Annotated in this window: 21 protein-coding genes and 2 tRNA genes; 12 read left to right on the plus strand and 11 right to left on the minus strand. The window is 69.6% G+C overall.

Annotated elements, in window-relative coordinates:
- Positions 1-24: 24 nt before the first annotated feature.
- The 4 genes from pheT to KOD61_RS04560 all read left to right on the plus strand — a co-directional run bounded on the left by pheT (position 25) and on the right by KOD61_RS04560 (position 3,248).
- Complete coding sequence (gene pheT / locus KOD61_RS04545; RefSeq protein WP_215219860.1) at positions 25-2,415, plus strand: phenylalanine--tRNA ligase subunit beta; 2,391 nt, start codon at positions 25-27, stop codon at positions 2,413-2,415.
- A gap of 30 nt (positions 2,416-2,445) precedes the next feature.
- Positions 2,446-2,751 carry an integration host factor subunit alpha gene (locus tag KOD61_RS04550; protein ID WP_215219861.1) on the plus strand — a complete coding sequence of 102 codons (306 nt, stop codon included), beginning with the start codon at positions 2,446-2,448 and terminating at the stop codon, positions 2,749-2,751.
- Positions 2,744-3,100, plus strand: a complete 357-nt coding sequence (locus KOD61_RS04555) for a MerR family transcriptional regulator (RefSeq protein WP_215219862.1) — start codon at positions 2,744-2,746, stop codon at positions 3,098-3,100. Before KOD61_RS04550 ends, KOD61_RS04555 begins: the two co-directional genes overlap by 8 nt.
- A 71-nt stretch (positions 3,101-3,171) precedes the next feature.
- A tRNA-Pro gene (locus KOD61_RS04560) sits at positions 3,172-3,248 on the plus strand.
- 72 nt (positions 3,249-3,320) lie between these two features.
- Here the strand turns inward: KOD61_RS04560 and dxs are convergent.
- From dxs to KOD61_RS04590, 6 genes are all read right to left on the minus strand, one after another.
- Positions 3,321-5,237, minus strand: coding sequence for a 1-deoxy-D-xylulose-5-phosphate synthase (dxs, locus tag KOD61_RS04565; protein WP_215219863.1), 1,917 nt, complete (start codon positions 5,235-5,237; stop codon positions 3,321-3,323).
- A gap of 85 nt (positions 5,238-5,322) precedes the next feature.
- The gene (locus tag KOD61_RS04570) at positions 5,323-6,396 is read right to left on the minus strand and encodes a hypothetical protein (RefSeq protein ID WP_215219864.1); all 1,074 of its coding nucleotides are present in this window, start codon (positions 6,394-6,396) and stop codon (positions 5,323-5,325) included.
- A gap of 120 nt (positions 6,397-6,516) precedes the next feature.
- Positions 6,517-7,140, minus strand: a complete 624-nt coding sequence (locus tag KOD61_RS04575) for an HNH endonuclease (RefSeq protein WP_251370690.1) — start codon at positions 7,138-7,140, stop codon at positions 6,517-6,519.
- Between the two features lie 118 nt (positions 7,141-7,258).
- Positions 7,259-9,049: an acyl-CoA dehydrogenase C-terminal domain-containing protein gene (locus tag KOD61_RS04580; RefSeq protein WP_215219865.1), complete on the minus strand. Its 1,791-nt coding sequence runs from the start codon at positions 9,047-9,049 to the stop codon at positions 7,259-7,261.
- A gap of 76 nt (positions 9,050-9,125) precedes the next feature.
- Entirely contained in the window at positions 9,126-9,611 is a 486-nt protein-coding gene (locus KOD61_RS04585; RefSeq protein WP_215219866.1) for a hypothetical protein, read from the minus strand.
- A gap of 129 nt (positions 9,612-9,740) precedes the next feature.
- Positions 9,741-9,816, minus strand: a tRNA-Phe gene (locus KOD61_RS04590).
- A 160-nt stretch (positions 9,817-9,976) separates the two neighbouring features.
- Between KOD61_RS04590 and KOD61_RS04595 the strand changes: the two genes are divergently transcribed.
- The gene (locus KOD61_RS04595; protein WP_215219867.1) at positions 9,977-10,447 is read left to right on the plus strand and encodes a DUF6491 family protein; all 471 of its coding nucleotides are present in this window, start codon (positions 9,977-9,979) and stop codon (positions 10,445-10,447) included.
- On the opposite strand, the gene KOD61_RS04600 is transcribed toward KOD61_RS04595, so the two are convergent.
- The 4 genes from KOD61_RS04600 to ftsY form a co-directional block, all read right to left on the minus strand.
- The gene (locus KOD61_RS04600; protein ID WP_215219868.1) at positions 10,426-10,698 is read right to left on the minus strand and encodes an oxidative damage protection protein; all 273 of its coding nucleotides are present in this window, start codon (positions 10,696-10,698) and stop codon (positions 10,426-10,428) included. The two genes, KOD61_RS04595 and KOD61_RS04600, sit on opposite strands and share 22 nt — an antisense overlap.
- Positions 10,699-10,723: 25 nt before the next feature.
- Positions 10,724-11,836 (minus strand): A/G-specific adenine glycosylase, encoded by a 1,113-nt coding sequence (gene mutY, locus KOD61_RS04605; RefSeq protein WP_215219869.1) that lies wholly within the window; start codon positions 11,834-11,836, stop codon positions 10,724-10,726.
- Positions 11,829-13,022, minus strand: a complete 1,194-nt coding sequence (locus KOD61_RS04610; protein WP_215219870.1) for an AsmA family protein — start codon at positions 13,020-13,022, stop codon at positions 11,829-11,831. Before KOD61_RS04610 ends, mutY begins: the two co-directional genes overlap by 8 nt.
- Positions 13,023-13,112: 90 nt before the next feature.
- On the minus strand, positions 13,113-14,444 hold the full coding sequence (gene ftsY, locus KOD61_RS04615) for a signal recognition particle-docking protein FtsY (protein ID WP_215219871.1): 1,332 nt from the start codon (positions 14,442-14,444) through the stop codon (positions 13,113-13,115).
- A gap of 67 nt (positions 14,445-14,511) precedes the next feature.
- On the opposite strand from ftsY, the gene rsmD reads away from it, so the two are divergent.
- From rsmD to KOD61_RS04650, 7 genes are all read left to right on the plus strand, one after another.
- Complete coding sequence (gene rsmD, locus KOD61_RS04620; RefSeq protein WP_215219872.1) at positions 14,512-15,189, plus strand: 16S rRNA (guanine(966)-N(2))-methyltransferase RsmD; 678 nt, start codon at positions 14,512-14,514, stop codon at positions 15,187-15,189.
- Positions 15,186-15,689, plus strand: a complete 504-nt coding sequence (gene coaD / locus KOD61_RS04625) for a pantetheine-phosphate adenylyltransferase (protein ID WP_215219873.1) — start codon at positions 15,186-15,188, stop codon at positions 15,687-15,689. The genes rsmD and coaD overlap by 4 nt, the downstream gene beginning before the upstream one ends.
- A gap of 86 nt (positions 15,690-15,775) precedes the next feature.
- The gene (locus KOD61_RS04630) at positions 15,776-16,279 is read left to right on the plus strand and encodes a hypothetical protein (RefSeq protein WP_215219874.1); all 504 of its coding nucleotides are present in this window, start codon (positions 15,776-15,778) and stop codon (positions 16,277-16,279) included.
- A 57-nt stretch (positions 16,280-16,336) separates the two neighbouring features.
- Positions 16,337-16,588 (plus strand): YfhL family 4Fe-4S dicluster ferredoxin, encoded by a 252-nt coding sequence (locus tag KOD61_RS04635; RefSeq protein ID WP_215219875.1) that lies wholly within the window; start codon positions 16,337-16,339, stop codon positions 16,586-16,588.
- Between the two features lie 16 nt (positions 16,589-16,604).
- Positions 16,605-18,341: a gamma-glutamyltransferase gene (ggt, locus tag KOD61_RS04640; RefSeq protein ID WP_215219876.1), complete on the plus strand. Its 1,737-nt coding sequence runs from the start codon at positions 16,605-16,607 to the stop codon at positions 18,339-18,341.
- 84 nt (positions 18,342-18,425) lie between these two features.
- Entirely contained in the window at positions 18,426-19,316 is an 891-nt protein-coding gene (locus KOD61_RS04645) for an MBL fold metallo-hydrolase (protein WP_215219877.1), read from the plus strand.
- Positions 19,313-20,050: a TMEM43 family protein gene (locus KOD61_RS04650; protein WP_215219878.1), complete on the plus strand. Its 738-nt coding sequence runs from the start codon at positions 19,313-19,315 to the stop codon at positions 20,048-20,050. The genes KOD61_RS04645 and KOD61_RS04650 overlap by 4 nt, the downstream gene beginning before the upstream one ends.
- A 47-nt stretch (positions 20,051-20,097) precedes the next feature.
- On the opposite strand, the gene KOD61_RS04655 is transcribed toward KOD61_RS04650, so the two are convergent.
- Positions 20,098-21,597 (minus strand): catalase, encoded by a 1,500-nt coding sequence (locus KOD61_RS04655; protein ID WP_215219879.1) that lies wholly within the window; start codon positions 21,595-21,597, stop codon positions 20,098-20,100.
- Positions 21,598-21,680: the final 83 nt, after the last annotated feature.

Consider the following 21,680-nt stretch of genomic DNA (forward strand, 5'->3'; position numbering starts at 1 on the left):
CGCCACCGGGAAAGGACGAAAACCATGAAGTTTTCCGAGAACTGGCTGCGCCAGCACGTGCCCACCACCGCCAGCCGCGAGCAACTGGTCGCGACGTTGACCGCGATCGGGCTGGAGGTCGAAGAGGTGACCGACCTCGGCGGGACACTGGACGGGGTGGTGGTGGCCGAGATCGTGAGTGCCGAGAAGCACCCCGAGGCCGACCGGCTGCAGGTGTGCACGGTCGACGCGGGTGGCGGCGAAACCGTGCAGATCGTCTGCGGCGCGCCCAACGCCCGTGCCGGCCTCAAGGCCCCACTCGCGAAGGTCGGCGCGGTGCTCCCCGGTGGCATGGCGATCACGCCGGCCAAGCTGCGTGGTGTCGAGTCGTTCGGGATGCTGTGCTCGGCGAAGGAGCTGGGGACCGACGTCGATGCGTCCGGCCTGCTCGAGTTGCCCGCCGATGCGGTGGTCGGCCAGCCGATGGCTACCCTGCTGGGCCTGCCCGACGCCAGCATCGAGATCAAACTGACGCCCAATCGCGCCGACTGTTTCGGCGTGCGCGGAACCGCGTACGACGTCGCCGCCGCGTCCGGCAGCGAAGTCGCTTCGTTCGAAGTCGAGCCGGTGCCGGCCGTGTCTCAGGCCAGCCTGCCGATCGAGCTGCAAGCCGGCGCCGACGCCCCGCGCTATTGCGGTCGCGTGATCGAAGGCGTCGACGCGTCCGCGCCGACCCCTTGGCGCATTGCCGAGCGCCTGCGCCGCAGCGGCGTCCGCCCGGTCTCGCTGCTGGTCGACGTGACCCAGTACGTGATGCTGGAACTCGGCCAGCCGATGCACGCGTTCGACCGCGACACGTTGACCGGTCCGGTGGGTGTACGTCGGGCACGCGCGGGCGAATCCCTGAAGCTGCTCGATGGACGCGACGCCCCGCTGGATGGCGATTTCCTGCTCGTCACCGACGCCGACCGGCCGGTCGCGCTGGCCGGGGTGATGGGCGGTTTCGACACCCGCGTGACCGAGGCCAGCCGCAACGTGTTCCTCGAATCAGCGCACTTTGCGCCCGAGGCGATCATCGGCCGCAGCCGCAAGCTCGGCCTGCACACCGACGCCGCGCACCGGTTCGAACGCGGTGTCGACCCGGAGCTGCCCCGGATCGCGCTCGAGTACGCCACCCGGTTGATCCTCGACGCGGCCGGCGGCGTGCCCGGGCCGGTGGTCGAGGCCGCGCTCGAGGCGCATCTGGCGCCGCCGCGACCGATCCTGCTGCGGCGTGACCGGCTTGCCCGGGTGCTCGGCCTCGCCGTTGCCGACAGCGAGGTGGCGCGCATCCTCGGGGCGCTGGGCCTGGCGGTGGAATCGGATCCGCTGGGCTGGCGCGTGACGCCGCCAAGCCGCCGCTTCGATCTTGCGATCGAGGAGGACCTGATCGAAGAGGTTGCGCGGATCCACGGCTACGACGCCATCCCGACCACCTTACCGTCGGGTGCCGCGCGGCTGGTCGCGCCGAGCGAGACCCGCGTCGACGGCGGGGTGGTGCGCCGCCAGCTCGCGGCACGGGACTTCCTGGAAGCGATCAACTACGCCTTCGTCGATGCCAGTCTGCTGCAGGCGTGGGGAGCAACCGGGCAAAGCGTCGCGCTCGCCAATCCGCTCAGCGCGGAGCTGGGCGTCATGCGCACTTCGCTGCTGCCGGGGCTGGTGTCGGCGCTGGGGCGCAATACCGCGCGCCAACAGTCGCGCGTGCGGATGTTCGAGATCGGCAACGTGTTCACCGCCCAGGCCGGCGCCGCCCCGTTGCATACGCTCCGTGTCGCCGCCGTCGCCTGTGGCAACGCCGGCGCCGAGCAGTGGGGCGCGCCCTCCCGACCGGTCGGCTTCCATGACCTGAAGGGTGACCTGGAGAGTCTGGCGGCCCTGTCCGGTGCGCGGCTCGAGTTCCGTCCTTCAACGCCCGACTGGGCCCATCCGGGACGTTCAGCCGACGTGTTCCGCCACGACAGCAACGGCGAGTCGACGCGGCTGGGCTGGGTCGGCCAAGTCCATCCGCGGCTGGCGCGCGCGCTGGAAATCGATGTCGACGTGGTCGGGTTCGAACTCGACCTCGAGCCGCTGGTGACCCGGCCGCTGCCGAAGTCCGGCGCCCGCTCGCGGTTCCCCTCGGTCCGCCGCGACCTCGCCTTCGTGGTGCCCCAGGACGTCACTTGGCAGGCCTTGTCGGCAAGCGTCCGGGAAGCGGCCGGAAGGGTCCTGCGCGACCTCGTGCTGTTCGATGTCTACCAGGGCAAGGGCGTGGAATCTGGATGCAAGAGTCTCGCTATGGGCTTGATTCTGCAGGAAGAATCACGCACCCTGACCGACCAGGACGTGGACGCGGCGGTTGCCGCGGTGACCACGCGGTTGCAACAGGCGCACGCGGCCACGATTCGCGGCTGACGGTTAGGCAGGCAGGGCAGGAACCACACGATGGCATTGACCAAGGCTGAAATGGCCGAGCGCCTCTTCGACGAGGTCGGCCTCAACAAGCGCGAAGCGAAGGAATTCGTCGACGCGTTTTTCGACAGCCTGCGCCAGGCGCTCGAAAGCGGCCGCCAGGTCAAGCTGTCGGGCTTCGGCAACTTCGACCTGCGCCGCAAGAACCAGCGTCCGGGCCGCAACCCGAAGACCGGCGAGGAGATTCCGATTTCCGCACGCACCGTCGTGACCTTCAAGCCCGGCCAGAAGCTCAAGGAACGCGTCGAAGCGTATGGCGGGGGCGTGACCCATGCTTGACCCCGGCAGCAACCGCGAACTTCCGCCGATCCCGGCCAAGCGCTATTTCACCATCGGCGAGGTCAGCGAGCTGTGCGACGTCAAGCCGCACGTGCTGCGCTACTGGGAAACCGAGTTCCCGTCGCTTAACCCCGTCAAGCGCCGCGGCAACCGCCGTTACTACCAGCGGCATGAAGTGCTGATGGTGCGGCAGATCCGCGGGCTGCTGTACGAACAGGGCTACACGATCGGCGGCGCCCGGCTGCGGCTGGAGGGCGAGGCGGCGAAGGACGAATCCGCATTGAGCTCGCAGATCATCCGGCAGGTCCGGATGGAGCTGGAAGAAGTCCTGCAGTTGCTGCGTCGCTGACGCGAAAGCCGTGGCGGTGGCAGGCAACTCGGCTATAATCACCGGCCGCCTGCTGGCGGATGCAAGACACTCGGGGCGTAGCGCAGCCTGGTAGCGCACCTGTCTGGGGGACAGGTGGTCGTCGGTTCAAATCCGGCCGTCCCGACCAATTCGAGATACAGAAAACGCCCGTTTGCGCCGGGCGTTTTCTGTTTGGGGATTGGACGTTTCGCGGCCGCTGTCAGGCCGTACCGGTTGCCGGACGCGCGCCCAGCCCGGGCCAGCGGGCGTCGACCGCGCGCTGGATCCCCGCCGCGTCCAGGCCGGCCTCGGCGAGAAGTTGCTCGCGGCTGGCGTGGTGCTGGAACTCGTCGGGCAGGCCCAGGTGCAGAATCGGCAGGACGATCCCTTCCGCGGCGAGCAGCTCGGCCACGCCGCTGCCGGCGCCGCCTGCAACCACGTTGTCCTCGATCGTGACGAAACCCTCGTGGTCCCGTGCCAACTGCAGCACCAGAGCGCGGTCCAATGGCTTGACGAAGCGCATGTTGACCACGGTCAGCCCGAGCGCGACGCCGGCCTGTTCGGCCGCGGCCACCATCGCGCCGAACGCGAGCAACGCCACCGGGCCGCCGCGGCGCCGCACCTCGGCCTTGCCGATCGGCAAGGTGTCGAGCCCGGGTCGCAGCGCCACGCCCGGGCCGGTGCCGCGCGGGTACCGCACGGCGGCCGGGCCGGCGTAGCGGAAGCCGGTGGAGAGCATCGTGCGGCACTCATCCTCGTCGGCTGGCGCCATGACCACCATGTTCGGGACGCAGCGCAGGTAGCTGAGGTCGAGGTTGCCGGCGTGGGTGGCGCCGTCGGGCCCGACCACGCCGCCGCGGTCGATCGCGAACAGCACGTCAAGGTTCTGGATCGCGACGTCGTGCACCAGCTGGTCGTAGCCGCGCTGGAGGAAGGTCGAATAGATCGCCACCACCGGCTTGGCACCCTCGCAGGCCATGCCGGCCGCGAGCGTCACGGCGTGCTGCTCGGCGATGGCCACGTCGAAATAGCGCTCCGGGTACTCGCGACTGTAGCGGACCAGCCCCGAGCCCTCGCGCATCGCCGGGGTGATGGCGAGCAGTTGCGGGTCGGCGGCGGCCATGTCGCACAGCCAGTCGCCGAACACGTCGGTATAGGTGGGCTTCTTGGCGCCCGGCTTGCTGACCATGCCCTGGCTGGGGTCGAACGGGCTGACGGCGTGGTAGCCGATCTGGTCGCCTTCCGCGAGCTCGTAGCCCTTGCCCTTGGTGGTGATGATGTGGAGCAACTGCGGACCCTTGAGGTGCTTGAGGGTCTTCAGCGCGCCCAGCAGTGCCGGCAGGTCGTGGCCATCGATCGGGCCGGTGTAGTGGAAGCCGAGTTCCTCGAAGAACGTGGACGGGACGAACATCCCCTTCCACTGTTCTTCCCAGCGTTTGACGAAGCGCGCCGGCGCGCCGTGCTTGTCGCCGAGCAGCTTCTTGCCGCCCTCGCGCAGGGCATTGAGCGTGCGGCTGCCTGACAGCCGCCCGAGCATCCGGGTGACGCCGCCGACGTTCTCGGAAATCGACATCTGGTTGTCGTTGAGGATCACCAGCAGGTTCGGTTCGACGCCGCCGGGCTCGTCGCCCATGCCGCCGCCGTGCGCCAGTGCTTCGAACGCCATGCCGCCGGTGATCGCACCGTCGCCGATCACCGCGACCACCTTGCGGTCGTCACCGGCGCGCTGCAGTGCAATCGCCATGCCCAGCGCGGCCGAGATGCTGGTGGAGCTGTGGCCGACGCCGAAGGTGTCGTACTCCGACTCCTCGCGCTTGGGGAACGGCGCGACGCCGTCCTTCTGCTTGACCGTGCGGATCGCGTCGCGGCGACCGGTCAGGATCTTGTGCGGGTACGTCTGGTGGCCGACATCCCAGACCAGGCGGTCCACCGGCGTCTCGTACAGCCAGTGCAGCGCGACGGTCAGCTCGATGACGCCCAGTCCGGCGCCGAAGTGCCCGCCCGACTGGGCGACCTGTTCGATCAGGTAGGCGCGCAGCTCGTCGGCGATCGCCGGCAATTCCTCTTCGGGAAACGCGCGAAGCTCGGCCGGGACCGAAATGCGCGACAAGCGCGGGTAGCGTTGGGGATCGATCATCAATACGGCGTCGGACGGCAGTCGCCCATTGTCCCGCCCCACCGGAGGTGGGGCAAGGTTCACCCGGTCGGACCGGCGCCGGGGTTCAGCGGCCGCGCAGGCGGCCGAACAGGCCCGACTTCGGTGCTTCGGGCTCGGGTTCCGGCGGCCGCTCGACATCGGCGAAGCCGGTGGCGAGGCTGGCGTTGACGAAGTCGGTGACGTCGGCTTCCGGCACGCCGCTGGCAGCGGCGATTTCCGAGAGCGTCGCCGGCCCCTTCATCATCGCCGTGGCGATGCGGAAATGCTTCGGGTACTCGCGTTCGGTCTGCGGCCACTTGAGCATCTGGTAGCGGGCGTCCGGGTCGAAGCCCGGCATCAGCTTGCCGCCGCCGGCCAGCAACCCGTCCAGCCACAGCAGGCGGGTGAGCGGTTGCGATTCGCCATGCGCCGCGGCCCGGGCGTCCCAGTCGGGCGTCGCGACAAAGTCGGCTGCAGCGAGCGGCCCGGTGACGTGCGCAACCAGTGGCTTGAGTGCTGACGGGCCGTGGTAGCGGCGCGCGTCGGTGTCGATCAGCAGCGTGGTGCCGTCGCGCTCGAGCTGCACCTTGCCCGTGATGCGGCCCGATGCCAGCCATTCGGCCAGGCGCGTGGGTTCAATTTCAACGGCCGGCACGTGGGGTTGCATGGTCGGGGCAGCCGGCACCACCTGGGCGACGGCGACGCTGGCCGGCTCGCGCGGCGCGACACCGACTTCCTCGGTCGCGGCGACCGACAGCGGCTCGGAGTCGGCGGCTGCCACCGCGGGCTGTTCTTCCGGCAGCTGATCCTGTGGCTGGGGCGCCGGCGTCAGGCCGGCGGGCGAGGCGGCCACCACGCTGGGCGCCAGCTCAGCCAGCAGTTGCGCCAGCGAGCCGGCGTCGAAGGGCTGTCCGAGGCGGTGGTCGGCCTGCGTGCGTGGTGCCGATGTCAGGCCGATCACGGTCTTGCCGGCCGCATGCAGGCGCAGCCAGCTCATCGGACCGTACATGCTGTCCATGTCGACCACGATGTAGTCGGCCTGGGTCTCGGGCAGCAACTGCCAGCTACCACCGAGGCGGGCGTTGGCTTCGGTGAACGCTGCTTTCAGCGAGGTTTCCGTGGCCGGGTCCATACCGGTCAGGCCGAAAGTCAGGGACATCGTCGAATCCATTGATACAGGTGACCGGAGTGTTGCGGAGGCGACCGCGAGCGTCAATGCGCGCCCAGCGTCGAAAGCCGGCGCGTGGCGGCACGGTGAGGCGCAATTGGCCGCGGCGGGTCAGTTGACCGAGCGCGCGTGCTTCTTCGGCAGGTGGCTTTTCAGGAATGCCATCTGGTCGGCCAGGATGTTGCGGTTGGAGAGGATCAGGTGTTCGACCCAGCTGGGCCGGTAGGGCACCGCCAGCAACGGCATGCCGGCCTGTTGGGGGGTGCGGTTGCCCTTGCGCGAGTTGCAGTGGAAACACGCGGCGACGACGTTCTCCCAGACGTCGCGGCCTCCTTTGGAGACCGGCAGGACGTGGTCGCGGGTCAGCTGCGGCCGGTGGCATTCGCGGCCGCAGTACAGACACAGGTGGGCGTCGCGGGCAAACAGCGCCGTGTTGGTGAGTGCCGGTGTCGGGTCCAGCGCGTGGGCCCGGGCATGGCCGCGCGCGGCGACGATCGGGTGCAGGTCCAGCAGGCTCTGCTCGCCGCTGAGCCGGTTGGTGCCGCCATGGACCTGCAGGCAGGGATCGCCGAGTGTCCAGGCGACCGCATCGCGTGCGTAGAGGCAGGCGGCCTGCTGCCAGTTCATCCAGTCGAGGACACGCCCGTGGGCGTCCAGCGCGAGCAACCTCACCGAATTGAGGCGTTCGATGCCGCCACGCGGGCCGACCGCCGGGGCATCCGGTCCGGGCGGGATGTTTCCCGCCGCGGGGCCGGAGTTGACGAGGCGTAGCGGCGCTCTTTCGTTCTCCACGGGGACCGAGCATATACCCGATCCGTTACGGATTGTCTGCCCCTTTCGACGGGGTTAGGACTCAGCCGTCGAAGTGGTCCGCGTCGAGCGACATGAGCGACCCGGCGCCGCTGCGGATCGCTGCGGCATGCGCGAGCGTGCGAGGCAGCACACGCTCGAAATAGAACCGGGCGGTCTCGCGCTTGCCGGCCTTGAACGCTTCGGGCTGGTCGGACGCCTCGGCGGCGGCCACGCTGCGCGCCCACCAGTAGGCGAGCGTGACGTAGCCCGAATACATCAGGTAGTCGTACGAGGCGGCGCCGACCTCCTCCGGGTTGGCCGCGGCCGCCTTGGCAACGGAGACGGTCAGTTCTTCCCATTCGCGCGCCTTGTCCGCCAGCGGGCCGACCAGCCCGGCAACGGCGGGGTTGGCGGACTGCTCGCGGCAGAAGCCGGCGACCATCGCGCCGAAGGCCTTGAGGCCGGCGCCCTGCAGCTTGAGGATCTTGCGGCCCACCAGGTCCAGCGCCTGGATGCCGGTGGTGCCCTCATAGAGCGTGGTGATGCGCGCGTCCCGGGCCAGTTGCTCCATGCCGTGCTCGGCGATGTAGCCGTGGCCGCCGAAGCATTGCAGTGCGTGGTAGGTGCACTCGATGCCCCACTCGGTCAAACAGCCCTTGACGATCGGGGTCATGAACTCGACCAGCGCCTCGGCGCGCTCGCGTTCGCCTGCGTCGCTGGCGCCCTCGGCGGTGTCGACCATCAGGCCGGCGTGGTAGGCCATCACGCGACCGCCCTCGACCAGGGCCTTGCAGGTCAGCAGCATCCGGCGCACGTCCGGGTGGACGATGATCGGGTCGGCCGGCTTCTCCGGCAGCTTCGGCCCCGACAGCGAGCGCGACTGCAGCCGGTCGCGCGAATAGGCGAGGGCGTTCTGCAGCGCGCGCTCGGAAAGCCCCAGTCCCTGCAGGCCGACCGCCAGGCGCGCGGCATTCATCATGGTGAACATGTGTGACATGCCCTTGTGGGGCTGGCCGACGAGGTAGCCCTCGGCGCCGTCGAAGTTCATCACGCACGTCGCCGAACCGTGGATGCCCATCTTGTGCTCGAGCGAGCCGCACACCAGCGCATTGCGCGCGCCGACGTTGCCCTCGCGGTCCACCTTGAACTTGGGCACCACGAACAGCGAGATGCCGCGGCTTCCCGACGGCGCGTCCGGAAGGCGCGCCAGCACCAGGTGGATGATGTTGGGCGCCATGTCGTGCTCGCCGGCAGTGATGAAGATCTTGGTGCCGGTGATCGCGTAGGTGCCGTCGGGGCCGGGTTCGGCGCGGGTCTTGAGCAGCCCCAGGTCCGTGCCGCAATGCGGCTCGGTCAGGCACATGGTGCCGGTCCAGCGGCCATCGACCAGCGGCTTGAGGAAGACCTCCCGCTGCCAGTCCTCGCCGTGCTGGCGCAGCGCCTCGGTGGCGCCATGTCCTAGCAGCGGGAAGTTGCCCCACGCCAGGTTGGCGCTGTCGACCATTTCCTTCTGCACGAATCCGGTCACGTGGGGCAGCCCCTGGCCGCCGAATTCGGCCGGCGCCGTCAGCCCCGGCCACCCGGCGTCGACGTACTGCGCGTAGGCCTCCTTGAACCCGCTCGGCGTGGTGACATCACCGGTGGCCTTGTCGTGGGTGCACCCCTCGCGGTCGCCGACCTCGTTGAGCGGCGCAAGCACCGTCTCGGCGAAGCGGGCGGCTTCCTCGAGCACGGCGTCGACCAGTTCGCGGCCGACCTCGTCATGGCCGAGGGCGGGCAGGGCATGCTCGAGACCGAGCACGTCGTGGAGTGCGAACCGCATGTCCCGCAGGGGAGCCTTGTACTTGCTCATCGATGCCTCACTGGATGTCGTCTGTCGCTCGGTGAGAGCCACCGGGCGGTGGAAAGGTGTCTGTCGGCGCGGTTGCTCAGCGCATCACACCCGGCAATCCGGGAGCCGGGCTCAGGGCACTGCGACGGGAAATGTCCTTGAACACGCGCTGGTTTTCCTCGTCCGGCGTGGCGGTCATCGAACCGTCAAGCGCATAGGACAGGCTGGTGCCCCCGGCCAGCGACTGCGCCACCGCGAACTTCGCGGCAGCCGATGGGACGAAGATGATTTCGGCGACGTCCGCCGATTCGGGACCAACCGTGATGCCGGGTTGGGCGGCGAGGGTGCCGGCGTCGTGCCCATCGACCTCCAGCCCGAGGCTGACGGCGTCGAAGCGCATCGGGATGCTGCTGAAGTTCTCCAGCCGCAGGTCCACCGACCAGTTGCCGTCGGCGCGCACGGTGAGCTGCTGGATGCGGGCCGAAGGGTCGGACACCCGGCGCACTGGACCGCTTGCACAGGCGCCAACCAGCGCGACCACCAGTCCCGCAGCGATCCAACGTCCCCAGGTCCTGCCCGCCATGCCGCACGCTCCCGTCGAGTGGAAGCCCGAGGATACTACGGCGAATGGTGGGTGATGCCCTGGCCCAGAAAACAGAAAACCCCGCTCGGCGGATGCCTTGCAGGGCTTGCGTTCGTGCCACCAGATAAATGGTGGCCGGGGAGGGAATCGAACCCCCGACACGGGGATTTTCAATCCCCTGCTCTACCAACTGAGCTACCCGGCCACTACACGGTCGGGCCGTGCGAGGAGCGGCATGATACGGGTGCGCGGGGGGAACTGGCAAGCTGCTGGACGCTGAATCACGTGCACGGCAACGTCGCCGTCGTGTTGCCGCCCAGCGCATCATGGGGAGGACACCACCGTCCACCCAACGGGAGTGAGCCATGACGATCCAAACCGTCGGCGCTGCGCTGCGCCCATCGACGCTTCTTGCAACCGCCGTCCTGGCAATCGTGATGCTGGCCGGTTGCGCCTCCGGGCCGACGCTGTCGGAGACCCAGCGGCACCAGCTCTACCTCGACCATGCCGGCGAGCCGGTCAACAAGTTCAACTACCACGGCACGCTGCACAGCTGGGAGCCGGTGGGCGACGATGCGCTCCTCGTGTGGACCCGGCCGAGCGAGGCCTACCTGCTGCGGCTTGCTAGCGCCTGCCCGCGGCTGGACGTGGGGCGCGCGATCTCGCTGAGCGACCAGACCGGGAGCGTGTTCGCCGGGCTCGACAACGTCGTGGTGCTGGACCAGACCACCCGGATCCCCTGCCGGATCCAGACGATCCAGCCGGTCGACGTCGCCGCGCTGAGGCGGGCGGAAGACGCGACCCGCGCCGGGCTTCAGGCCTCCGGCGGGACGTAGCCGGCCGGCTTCTCGGCGTCGCCGCCGAACAGGAACTTGATCATCTCGGCTTCGAGGAACTCGCGGTGCGCGGGGTTCATCGGTGACAGGCGGTTCTCGTTGATCAGCATGGTCTGGTGCGCCAGCCATGCCGACCATGCGCCCTTGCCGATGTGTGCGTAGACGCGCTTGCCGGCAGGACCGGGCCAGGGTGCGAAATCGAGGCCCTCGGTTTCGCGTTTCTCGTATTCGCAATAGACGGCGCGGGGCATGGCGGACCTCGAAAGTGGGGTGGAATCAGGCGCCGGCTTCGAGCAGGCGGCGAATGGGCGCGGGGATGCCAAGCGCGCCCAGTTGTGCCCGCGCGACCCAGCGCAGGTCGCCATTGTCGCGGACCTGCGGGTACAGGGCGACATCGCGCCAATAGCGCGGCTGCAGTTCCAGCTTGAAATGGCTGAAGACGTGGGAGATCGGTGGTTTGCCGATGCCGCGCGCGAAGTCGCCGTCGCAGTGATGTTTGAACCAGGCGCGGGCAGCGACTTCGTCGTCGGCTTGCGGCAGCGTCCAGAGTGACGACCAGATGCCGGTCGGCGGGCGCTGCTGCAGCAACACGCGGCCGTCGGCGTCCTCCAGCCACAGCACGCAGGCATGACGTTGCGGCAGCGGCTTGCCGGGTTTTGAGGTGGGCAGCTCCGCCGTGCGCCCCTCGATGCGTGCGATGCATTCGGCCTGCAGCGGGCACAGCACGCAGGCCGGCGCGGTGCGCGTGCACAGGGTGGCACCGAGGTCCATCTGAGCCTGCGTGTAGTCGGCCAGACGCGTGTCAGGCAGGTGGGTTTCGGCGAACGCCCACAACGATCGTTCGACCGCCGGCGCCCCCGGCCAGCCGGCGACGCCGTGGTAGCGCGCGAGCACCCGCTTGACGTTGCCGTCGAGGATGGCGTGCCGGTCGCCCCAGGCCTGCGCGAGGATCGCCGCCGCGGTGCTGCGGCCGATGCCCGGCAGCGCGACCAGCGCGTCGATGTCGCGCGGCAGCTCGCCGTCGTGCAGTGCCATGCAATGCCGGGCGGCGGCGTGCAGGTTGCGGGCGCGGGCGTAATAGCCCAGGCCCGACCAGAGCGCCAGCACCTGTTCGAGCTCGGCTTCGGCCAGCGCCGGCAGGTCGGGCAGGGCGGCGACAAAGCGTTCGAAGTACGGAGCGGCGGTTCGGACCTGGGTCTGCTGCAACATAATTTCCGACAGCCAGACCCGATACGGCGTGCGCGGGTGCTGCCATGGCAGGTCGTGGCGGCCGCTGTGGTCGAACCAGTCGAGCAGCCGTGTCGAGAAGCCGCGTGCGTTGCCGTCGACGACCACGGCTTCCGGCGGCGGGTCCGGTTCCGGGTGCGGGAGTGCGGGTGAGTCAGTCATCGACCGGTGCGTCACGGAATTCGATCTCGACGCCGTGCAGCGTCGCTCCGGGGATCTCCAGGGTCGGCGTCGCGAAGGAACCGTCGAGCGGCGGAAGCGGGTTCCCGCTGTCGAGCTGGCTGCTCCACGCGAGCACGTCCGGCAAGTGGAACCGCGCATCGAACGTGCTTGCGCCGCGCAACAACCGCAGGCGGGTCGGTCCGGACAGGTTGGCTGGTCCGGTGTGGTCGAGCGCGAACGCCAGCGGTGCGTCAGATGCGTCGAGCGGAGCCGGCAGCGACGGCCACGCGTCCGGCCAGCGGGCGAGGGTGCCTTCGAGATTCAACGTCATTCCGTCCTGCCATTCGAAGCGGCCAGCAGCGTCCATGCGCGGCACCAGCCCGGCGCCCCGCAACGCGACCCCGAGCGGATCGATCAAGAACACGCCGTCGAGGTAGCGCAGCGGTCCGGCCAGCCCCAAATAGAACGCAAGCTCGCGGTCCGCGGACAGGTGCCGGGCGCTGGCACCCAGCAGGAAACGATCAAGGCCGATCCCGTCGTCACCCCCGTGCAGCCGGCCGGAGAACGTCGGGCGCATTGGCATCCGCCACTCGGGGGTGACCACGGTGGCGATGCCCGACGCGCCTAGCGAAGCGGCCATCGACACTTCGGTCAGCGCGACCTGCAGGTCGAAGGGCATCGTGGTCCCGCCGTTGCGGAAGCGGCCGGCCACGCGTCCGGCGACCGCGCGGTCGGGGTGCAGGGACGGCATCGAAATCGCGATACCATCGACCGACCAGCCGGCGCCGATGACCTCGCCGCGTACGACATGCAGGCCACCGGTCAGGGTCGGGATGCGCACCTCGCCTGAAGGCGGGCGGCTGGCGCGCCATCGCTGCAATGCACCCAGGTCGAGCCGAGGAGCATCCAGCTCGACGCGTTCGACCGTCAGGTCCGCGCCGCGGCTGCGCAGCGTCGACCATGGCAGCGACAGGTACACGCGCCCGGCGCGCAGGACCGGCCACGCAGCGCCCGGCTGGCGCGCGACCAGGTCGCGCACCACCAGGGTCGGCGTACCTCGCAGGCTGTACTCGCTTACTCCGCCGGCGGTGATCTCGAGCCCGAGCGCGGCGCCGGCGCGGTCAAGGATCAGCCCCGCGACACGCGGCGGCTGGGCGAGCCATGCGACGGCAAGCACGAGCAGCACCAGGGCCGCTGCAAGCGCGAGCCAAAGCCGCCGTCCCCGGCCGGCCGGCGGGCTGCGCGGTGCCGGTGCGGTATCCACCCGCCGGCCCGGCTAGGCGCCGAGCGTCTCCGGCAGCAGCGCGTCGACGAAGGCCTCGGCGTCGAACACGCGCAGGTCCTCGGGCCGCTCGCCAATGCCGGCAAACCGGATCGGGATGCCGAACTCGCGCGCCAGCGCGAACACGACGCCGCCCTTGGCGGTGCCGTCGAGCTTGGTAACGACCAGCCCGGTTACGCCGACGGCGGCGTGGAACTGGCGCAGTTGCGACAGCGCGTTCTGCCCGGTGGTGCCGTCTATCACCATCAGCACCTCCTGCGGCGCGTCAGGATCGATCTTCTGCAGCACGCGCTTGATCTTGCCCAGCTCGGCCATCAACCCCTGCTGGGTGTGCAGGCGGCCCGCGGTGTCGGCGATCAGTACCTCGATGTTGCGTGCGGTCGCCGCCTGCAGTGCGTCGAACGCCACCGATGCCGCGTCGGCGTTCTGTCCCTGCGCGATGACGGCCACGCCGTTGCGTTCGCCCCAGGCCTGCAGCTGCGCCACCGCGGCGGCGCGGAAAGTGTCGCCCGCCGCGAGCATCAACGGCCGGCCCTCGTCCTTGAAGCGCTTGGCCAGCTTGCCGATTGTGGTGGTCTTGCCGACGCCATTGACGCCGACGGTGAGCAGCACGAACGGCTTGTCCGCGCGCTCGATCCGCAGCGGGACGGCCACCGGCCGGAGCAGGGCGAGCAGTTGTTCGCGCAGCGCCAGCAGCAGCGCGTGTGCGTCGATGAACTCGCGCGCGTTCATGCGCTTGCGCAGCGCAGCCACCAGCTCGGTGGTCGCGGCGACCCCGACGTCGGCCGTGATCAGCGCCGTCTCGATCTGGTCGAGCAGGTCCTCGTCGAGTTTCGGGTTGGTGTAGAACAGCCCGCCGAAACTGCGGGCGAACGCGCTGCCGCGCAGGCGGTCGCGCCAGCCGCGCTTGCCGGCCGGCGCCGCGACGGCCGTGGCCGGCACGCCGGGAATGTCGGCGGACGACTCGGCGGCGGGTGTTGGTTTGGATGGTCGCGGTTCCGCAACCACTGCGACAGGGGCCGCGGGTTCGGTAACCGACTCGGTTCCGCGCTCGGCGACAGCGTCGATCGCGGCCGGACTGGAAGGTGCCGCGTGTGCCTCGGGGGGCACAGGTTCGGCACCAGGCTCGGCTTCGACGACATCCGGCGCCGGAGCGGGCGGTGGTGCTTCTGCCGGCGGCGGGATCGGCCGCTCGACCGGGGCAGGGACGGCCCCGCCAGCAGGCGCCGTCGGGAATGCGGCGGCCAGTTCCTCGGCGCTGTAGCGCCGTGCCGATTCGCTGCCGGAAGGCGTTTCGGGCTTCTTGCGGCGGAAAAAGCTGACCATCGAGTGGCGGCCCGGGACATGTTGGACAATGACCCTACATGCTAGCACCGGCCTGGAATCCATCCCGATGAAAAAACCCCAGCGAAAGCCCGGCGACGGGGCCAACCGTGCCACGCCCGGGCAGGTGCGCGTCATCGGCGGTCGCTGGCGTGGCACCAAGTTGCCGGTGGCCGATATCGAAGGGCTGCGCCCGACGTCCGACCGGGTCCGCGAGACGCTGTTCAACTGGCTTGTCGCCGCCGTCCCCGGCGCCCGCGTGCTCGACCTGTTCGCCGGCAGCGGTGCGCTCGGGCTGGAGGCGCTGTCGCGCGGCGCCGGGTCCGCGGTCCTGGTCGAGCGCGACGACACCCAGGCGCGCACGCTGCTGGAGGCCACCCGGCGCCTGCCGGGAGGCGAGGCCGCCACCGTGGTGCAGGCTGATGCGGTCGCCTGGCTGGCGGGGCAGCCGCGCCATGGCTTCGACATCGCGTTCGTCGACCCGCCGTTCGCCGCCGATGCCTGGGACGCCGTACTGGCGGCGCTGGTGCCGGTGGTCGCCGCCGATGGCTGGCTCTACGTCGAGGCGCCGGCCGACGCCCGCGTGGCGATCCCGGCCGGCTGGGGCCTGCATCGGGAAGGGCGCACGCGCGAGGTCCGCTACGCCCTCTACCGGCGGCTTGCGGCGCCCGGCGGCGACGCCGCTGATACACTGCACGGCGACGCGGCAGCCCCGGATGGCCGCCCCACACAAGTCGCCGACGAATGACCCTGGCTTCCAAACGAATCGCCGTCTATCCCGGCACCTTCGACCCCATTACCAATGGCCATATCGACCTGGTCGATCGCGCCGCGCAGCTGTTCGACCGGCTGATCATCGGCGTCGCCGAGAGTCCCGCCAAGCGCCCAGCGCTGCCGCTGGAACTGCGCGTGGAACTGGCCCGTGAGGCGGTCGGCCACCATCCGCACGTCGAGGTGCGCGGGTTCGATTCGCTGCTGGCCCACTTCGTCTCAGACGTCGGCGCCGGCGTGCTGATGCGTGGCCTGCGTGCCGTCTCGGATTTCGAGTACGAGTTCCAGCTGGCCAGCATGAACCGCCACCTGATCCCGGAGGTCGAGACGCTGTTCCTCACCCCGGCCGAGCAGTACGGATTCATCTCGTCGTCGCTGGTGCGCGAGATTTCCCGCCTCGGCGGGGATGTGTCCGGTTTCGTCCCGCCCGCGGTGGCCGATGCGTTGCAGGCACAGTGGCGGCGCACCCAGCCGTGAGTGTTCCGCTTTCCCGGTACTGAACACGTTTGATCCATCCCGTTCTTTGACCCACCCAGTTTTTCGACCCAACCAGGGGATCACCGATGAAGACCACCACCCGCCTTTTGCTGCTTGCCCTCCTGTCGCTGCCCGTGCTGGCCGCCTGCCAGAAGGACGAGGCTTCCACCGAGACCGTCGCCGAGGCCAAGCCGGCCGTCGAGCGCCCGGCCGACAACAATGACGAGCAGGCGTGGGGCGTCTACCTGTCCGACGTCGTCACCCGCAACATGGGCGACATCAACAACAACCCGTACCTGTACTACCTGCCGTCGTCGGAGTCCGAAGGCTTCGAGGGCGCCCGCGAGCGCCTGGCCGAGGACATCGAGATCGCGATGCAACGCGGCATCGTCGAGGGCAACCTGGTCGCGTTCGGTTCGCCGGAGTCGGCGATGATGGCCGACATCGTGGTCGGCGCATTCGGCAAGGTGGACCCGGGTTCGATGAAGGGCGTCAAGCTGCTCTTCATCGGTGATGCCGCCGACAACGACCGGGTGCGCGCCGCGGTCGAGCCGGCCGGCGTGAACTACCAGTTCGTCGAGGCCAAGTGATGCACGGGTCCGCGCCTGCCACCCGGTGGGCGCGGACCTGCTGCCGCCTCGTCCCCCATGTCCCTCAAGATCAACGAGCTCTGCGTCAATTGCGACGTCTGTGAACCGGCCTGTCCGAACCAGGCGATCACGCAGGGCGAAACCATCTACGTGATCGACCCGGCCCGGTGCACCGAATGCGTCGGGCATTTCGACGAGCCACAATGCGTGGTCGTCTGTCCTGTCGAGTGCATCGACCCCGACCCGGACATCCCAGAATCGCACGAGCAACTGCTGGCCAAGCTGCTTCGCCTGCAACAGGGCCCGTGACAACCAGGAGCGAGCGATGCACAAGGCACTGCGACCGGTACTGACCGCCGGCTTCCTCGTCGGCCTGCTGGCCGGATGCGCGGCCACCGCGCCGGCACGCGCCGAAGCGCCGACTGCTGTCGCGCCCACGCCTCCGGGCGCCGCGATCGCCAGCGCCCATTCGCTCGCCACCGAAGCCGGCATGGAGATGATCCGCGCGGGCGGCAACGCCTTCGATGCGGCGGTGGCGGTGTCGTCCACGCTGTCGGTGGTCGAGCCGATCAGCTCCGGGCTGGGCGGCGGTGGATTCTTCCTGCTGCACGATGCCGCCAGCGGGCGCGACGTGTTCGTCGATGCACGCGAGACCGCGCCGGCGTCTGCAACGCCGGCGGCCTTCCTGGACGAGGACGGCGAGCTGGACCGCGACCGCGCCACCAACGGTCCGTGGTCGGCCGGCATCCCCGGCCTGCCGGCGGCACTGGTGCACGTTGCGCGCGAGTACGGCGAGCTGCCGCTGTCTACCACCCTTGCGCCGGCAATCCGGATCGCGCGCGAGGGCTTTCCGGTCTACGAGCGGCTCGAGCGCGGCTATGCGCGCCGCAGCCAGGTGATGGAGCGCTACCGCGGCACGCGCGAGGTGTTCCTGGCCGATGGCGACCCGCCGCAGGTGGGCGAGGTGCTGCGCCAGCCGGACCTGGCCCGTACGCTCGAGCTGATCGCGCGGGACGGGGCCGACGGGTTCTACCGGGGCGAGGTCGGCCAGGCGTTGCTCGCCTCGGTGGCCGAGGAGGGTGGCCGCTGGACCGCCGGGGAACTGGCCGGTTACGAGGTCCGCGAGCGCGAGCCGATCGAGTTCGAGTACCGCGGCTGGCACGTGGTCACCGCGCCGCCGCCGTCATCGGGTGGGGTCGCGCTGGCGCAGATGCTGCAGATCCTGGGCGGCTGGGACCTGGCCGCGATGGAGGAGCCCGACCGCATCCACCTGGTCGTCGAAGCAATGCGCCGCGCCTACCGCGACCGGACGATCTACCTGGGCGACCCGGACTTCGTCGAAATGCCGCTGGCGCTGTTGACCGACCCGGCCTATGCCGCCGGCCTGCGCGCCACCATCCACCCCGACCGGGCCACCCCAAGCGACCTGCTGTCCGGCCAGCCGGTGCCGCTCGAGGACGACGAGACCACCCACTTCTCAATCATCGACGGCGACGGCAACCGGGTGTCGGCGACCCAGACCGTCAACCTGCTGTACGGCTCAGGCCTGGTTGCACCGGGGACCGGCGTGCTGCTCAACAACGAGATGGACGATTTCGCGCTCAAGCCCGGCACGCCCAATGCGTTCGGTGTGATGGGGTTCGAGGCGAACGCGGTGGAGCCGGGCAAGCGCATGTTGAGCTCGATGACGCCGAGCATCATCGAGTCCGACGACAAGGTCGCGATCCTCGGCGCGCCGGGCGGCAGCCGGATCATCACCGAGGTGCTGGTCGGGATCCTCGGCTACGACGCGGGGCTGGATGCGCAACAGGTCGCGGCGCTGCCGCGCTACCACCACCAGTGGATGCCGGACGTGGTCTCGGCCGAGCCCGATGCGCTGTCGCCCGGTACGGTCAAGGCGCTCGAGGCGATGGGGCATACCGTCAACGCGGGCGAGGACACCTGGGGCAACCTGCAGACCGTTGCCTGGGACAAGCGCACCGGTGAGCTGAGCGGTGGTACCGATCCGCGCAACCCGGTCGGCAAGGCCGAGGTGTTGCCGGAGCCCGCCACCTCGCCCTGAGGCGATCTTCCGGTTTCATTGGCTGGCCCGATCGCCGATCATGCAGGGGTTGCAGCAGCGGCTGCGGGTCAACGGGAGTCGGCGATGAAACTCTGGTCGCTCATGGGCAACAGCCAGAAGCTGGACGGCGGTGCGATGTTCGGCAATGCGCCGCGCGCGATGTGGAGCCGGTGGGCAGCACCCGACGATGCCAACCGCATCGCGCTGGCCTGCCGGGCGTTGCTGGCCACGCCGCTCGCCGGCAGGACGGTGCTGTTCGAAGCGGGCATCGGTGCATTCTTCGAGCCAAAACTGCGCGAGCGGTATGGCGTCGTCGAGGACCGCCACGTGCTGCTCGAATCGCTGGCCGACGCCGGTTTCGCGCCCGAGGACATCGACGTGGTCGTGCTGTCGCACCTGCACTTCGACCATGCCGGCGGGCTGCTCGCGCCATACCGGGAAGGCGAGCCGCCGCGGCTGGTGTTTCCGAACGCCAGCTACTTGGTCGGGCGTGAGCACTGGCAACGGGCGGTCGCGCCGCACGCGCGCGACCGCGCCAGCTTCATCCCCGAGCTGCCGGGGTTGCTGGAGGCCACCGGCCGGCTCGAACTGGTCGACGACGAGTACTCCGGAACGCTCGGCCAGACCGTGCGTTTCCACTTCAGCGACGGCCATACGCCGGGCCTGATGCTGGCGGAGATCGTCGGGCCGGAGCGGGTCGACGGACAGGCCCATGGCGGCGTGGTGTTCTGCGCGGACCTGATCCCGGGCCGCCCGTGGGTACACGTGCCGATCACGATGGGCTACGACCGCAACGCCGAGCTGCTGATCGACGAGAAACAGGCGTTCCTGGCCGACAAGCTCGCCCGAAATGTCCATCTGTTCTTCACCCATGACCCGGAGTGCGCGCTGGCCGGCGTGACCCGTGACGAACGTGGGCGGTATGCCACCGAGCATGAAGTCACGGAGCTGCGGGCGAGGTCGCTGGCTGCATGAAGCGGATCGCGGTGGTCACGGCGGGCATGCTCGCGGCGTGGCTGCTGGCGTCGGGTGCGGGTTCCGCGCAGGTGCCCGGCACTGCCGCGCCCGAGGGCGTGCTGTCCCCCGGCGGCGAACTGGTGGACCGCGAGTTCGGTGTCGGCACGCATCGCTTCGGGCTCGATCGTCGGGTCGAGATGTACCAGTGGCTGCGTACCGGCCATGACCGCTACGAGCAGGCCTGGAAAGCGGCCCTGGTCGACTCGTCGGACTTCGCCCCCGGCCACGAGAACCCGCCGTCGATCCCGCTGGAAAGCCGGCGCGTGTGGACGCAGGAGGCGACCTTGGACGGCAGGCCGATCGACGTGACCGTGTTGAAGGTGCTGGGCCGCTGGCAGGACTTCCGGCCGAACTTCTCGCGCCTGCCGGGGAATCTGTCCGCCACGTTCCAGCCCGATGGGGACGGCCTGACCAGTTCGGAGAACCCGCTTGATCCGCAGGTCGGCGACCTGCGGGTGACCTGGCGCGAACTGGCGCTGCCGCCGCTGGCCGGACGGGTGAAGCTCGTCGACGGGGTATGGCAGCTGGCCCCGCGCGCGACGCCTAGCTCGGCCTCGCCAGTGTCGGCGGGTACCGCGCTGCCGATCGCGCCGGTCCCGAGCGATGACGAGCGACCCCTGTGGCCGTGGGTGCTGGGTGGCGTTGCGGTGTTGCTCGCGGTGACCGGCTGGCTGACTCGCCGACGGCGGTAGACGCACGCGGGACCGCCGGGACCCAGGCCCGGCGGCGGCGCCTGGCTTCAGCCTTCGCCCATGCCCTCGGCTGGCATCGGCGCGCTCCCTTTGCGCACCTTGTCCTCGATCCGCTGGCCGACCCCGGGGTCGATGTTCTTCCAGTATTCGAATGCGCGCTCCAGTACCGGACTGCGCACGCCACCCAGCAGGCTGCCGGACACCTGGTCCACCAGCGCGTCGCGGTCCGCATCGCCGAACACCTCGCGCACCAGCGTGCCGGGCTGGCCGAAGTCGTCGTCCTCCGCGTGCAGGGTGTATGCGCTGCGCACCATCTCGCCGTCGGCCTCCCAGCCGTCCGCCACCGCACCCGTTTGATCGGCCCACGGTCGGCCACCGCTGTTGGTGGCGTGCACCGGCGCGTTGCCACTGTGGTGGTAGGCCATCTGGCCGTCGAACATGTAGGTGTTGACCGGGCACTTGGGCTGGTTGACCGGTAACTGGTGGAAGTTGGTGCCGATCCGGTTGCGCTGTGCGTCGGCGTAGGCGAATGCCCGGCCCAGCAGCATCTTGTCAGGCGACAGGCCGATGCCCGGCACCGTGTTGCCGGGCGAGAACGCAGCTTGCTCGATCTGGGCGAAGAAGTTTTCAGGGTTGCGGTTGAGCGTCATCCGGCCGACCGGGATCAGCGGGTAGTCCGCGTGCGGCCAGACCTTGGTCAGGTCGAACGGGTTGAAGCGGTACGCCTTCGCGTCCGCGTACGGCATCACCTGCACCGACAGCTTCCAGCTCGGGTGGTCGCCACGTGCGATCGCGTTGAACAGGTCACCGCGGTGGAAGTCGGCATCCCGACCGGCCATCTCGGCGGCTTCGGCATTGCTGAAGAACGCCATGCCCTGCTCGGTATGGAAGTGGTACTTGACCCAGAACCTCTCACCGGCGGCGTTGATCCACATGTAGGTGTGCGAGCCATAGCCGTTCATATGGCGCCAGGTGCGCGGCAGCCCGCGGATGCCCATGAGGTAGGTGACCTGGTGCGCGGTCTCCGGATTGTTCGTCCAGAAGTCCCACTGCATGTGGTTGTCGCGCAGGCCGGAGTCGGGCAGTCGCTTCTGGCTGCGGATGAAGTGCGGGAACTTCATCGGGTCGCGCACGAAGAAGACCGGGGTGTTGTTGCCGACCAGGTCGTAATTGCCCTCGTCGGTATAGAACTTCAGCGAGAACCCGCGGACGTCGCGCCAGGTGTCCGGGCTGCCCTGTTCGCCGGCGACGGTGGAGAAGCGCGCCAGCATCCCGGTCTTCGCGCCCGGCTGGAACAGCGCCGCCTTGGTGTACCTCGACACATCGGCAGTAGTCTCGAACACGCCGAAGGCACCGGCGCCCTTCGCGTGCGGCTGGCGCTCGGGCACCTTCTCGCGGTTGAAGTGCGCCATCTGCTCGAGGAAGTGCACGTCGTGCAGCAGGATGGGGCCGTCGGGTCCGATGGTCAGCGAGTTACGATCGCTCGCCGCCGGGGCGCCGCTGCCGGTGGTTGAACCTGTGGGCCGCTTGGGGTCGTCACTGCTCATCGGAGGCTCCTGGTTGCGGTGCGGGGGATCGCACCGGCCCCAGATTGGCCCGTTCTATCGAAGACTTCCATTCGATCTGATGG

The sequence above is a fragment of the Lysobacter luteus genome (assembly GCF_907164845.1).
GTDB classification, from domain to species: domain Bacteria; phylum Pseudomonadota; class Gammaproteobacteria; order Xanthomonadales; family Xanthomonadaceae; genus Novilysobacter; species Novilysobacter luteus.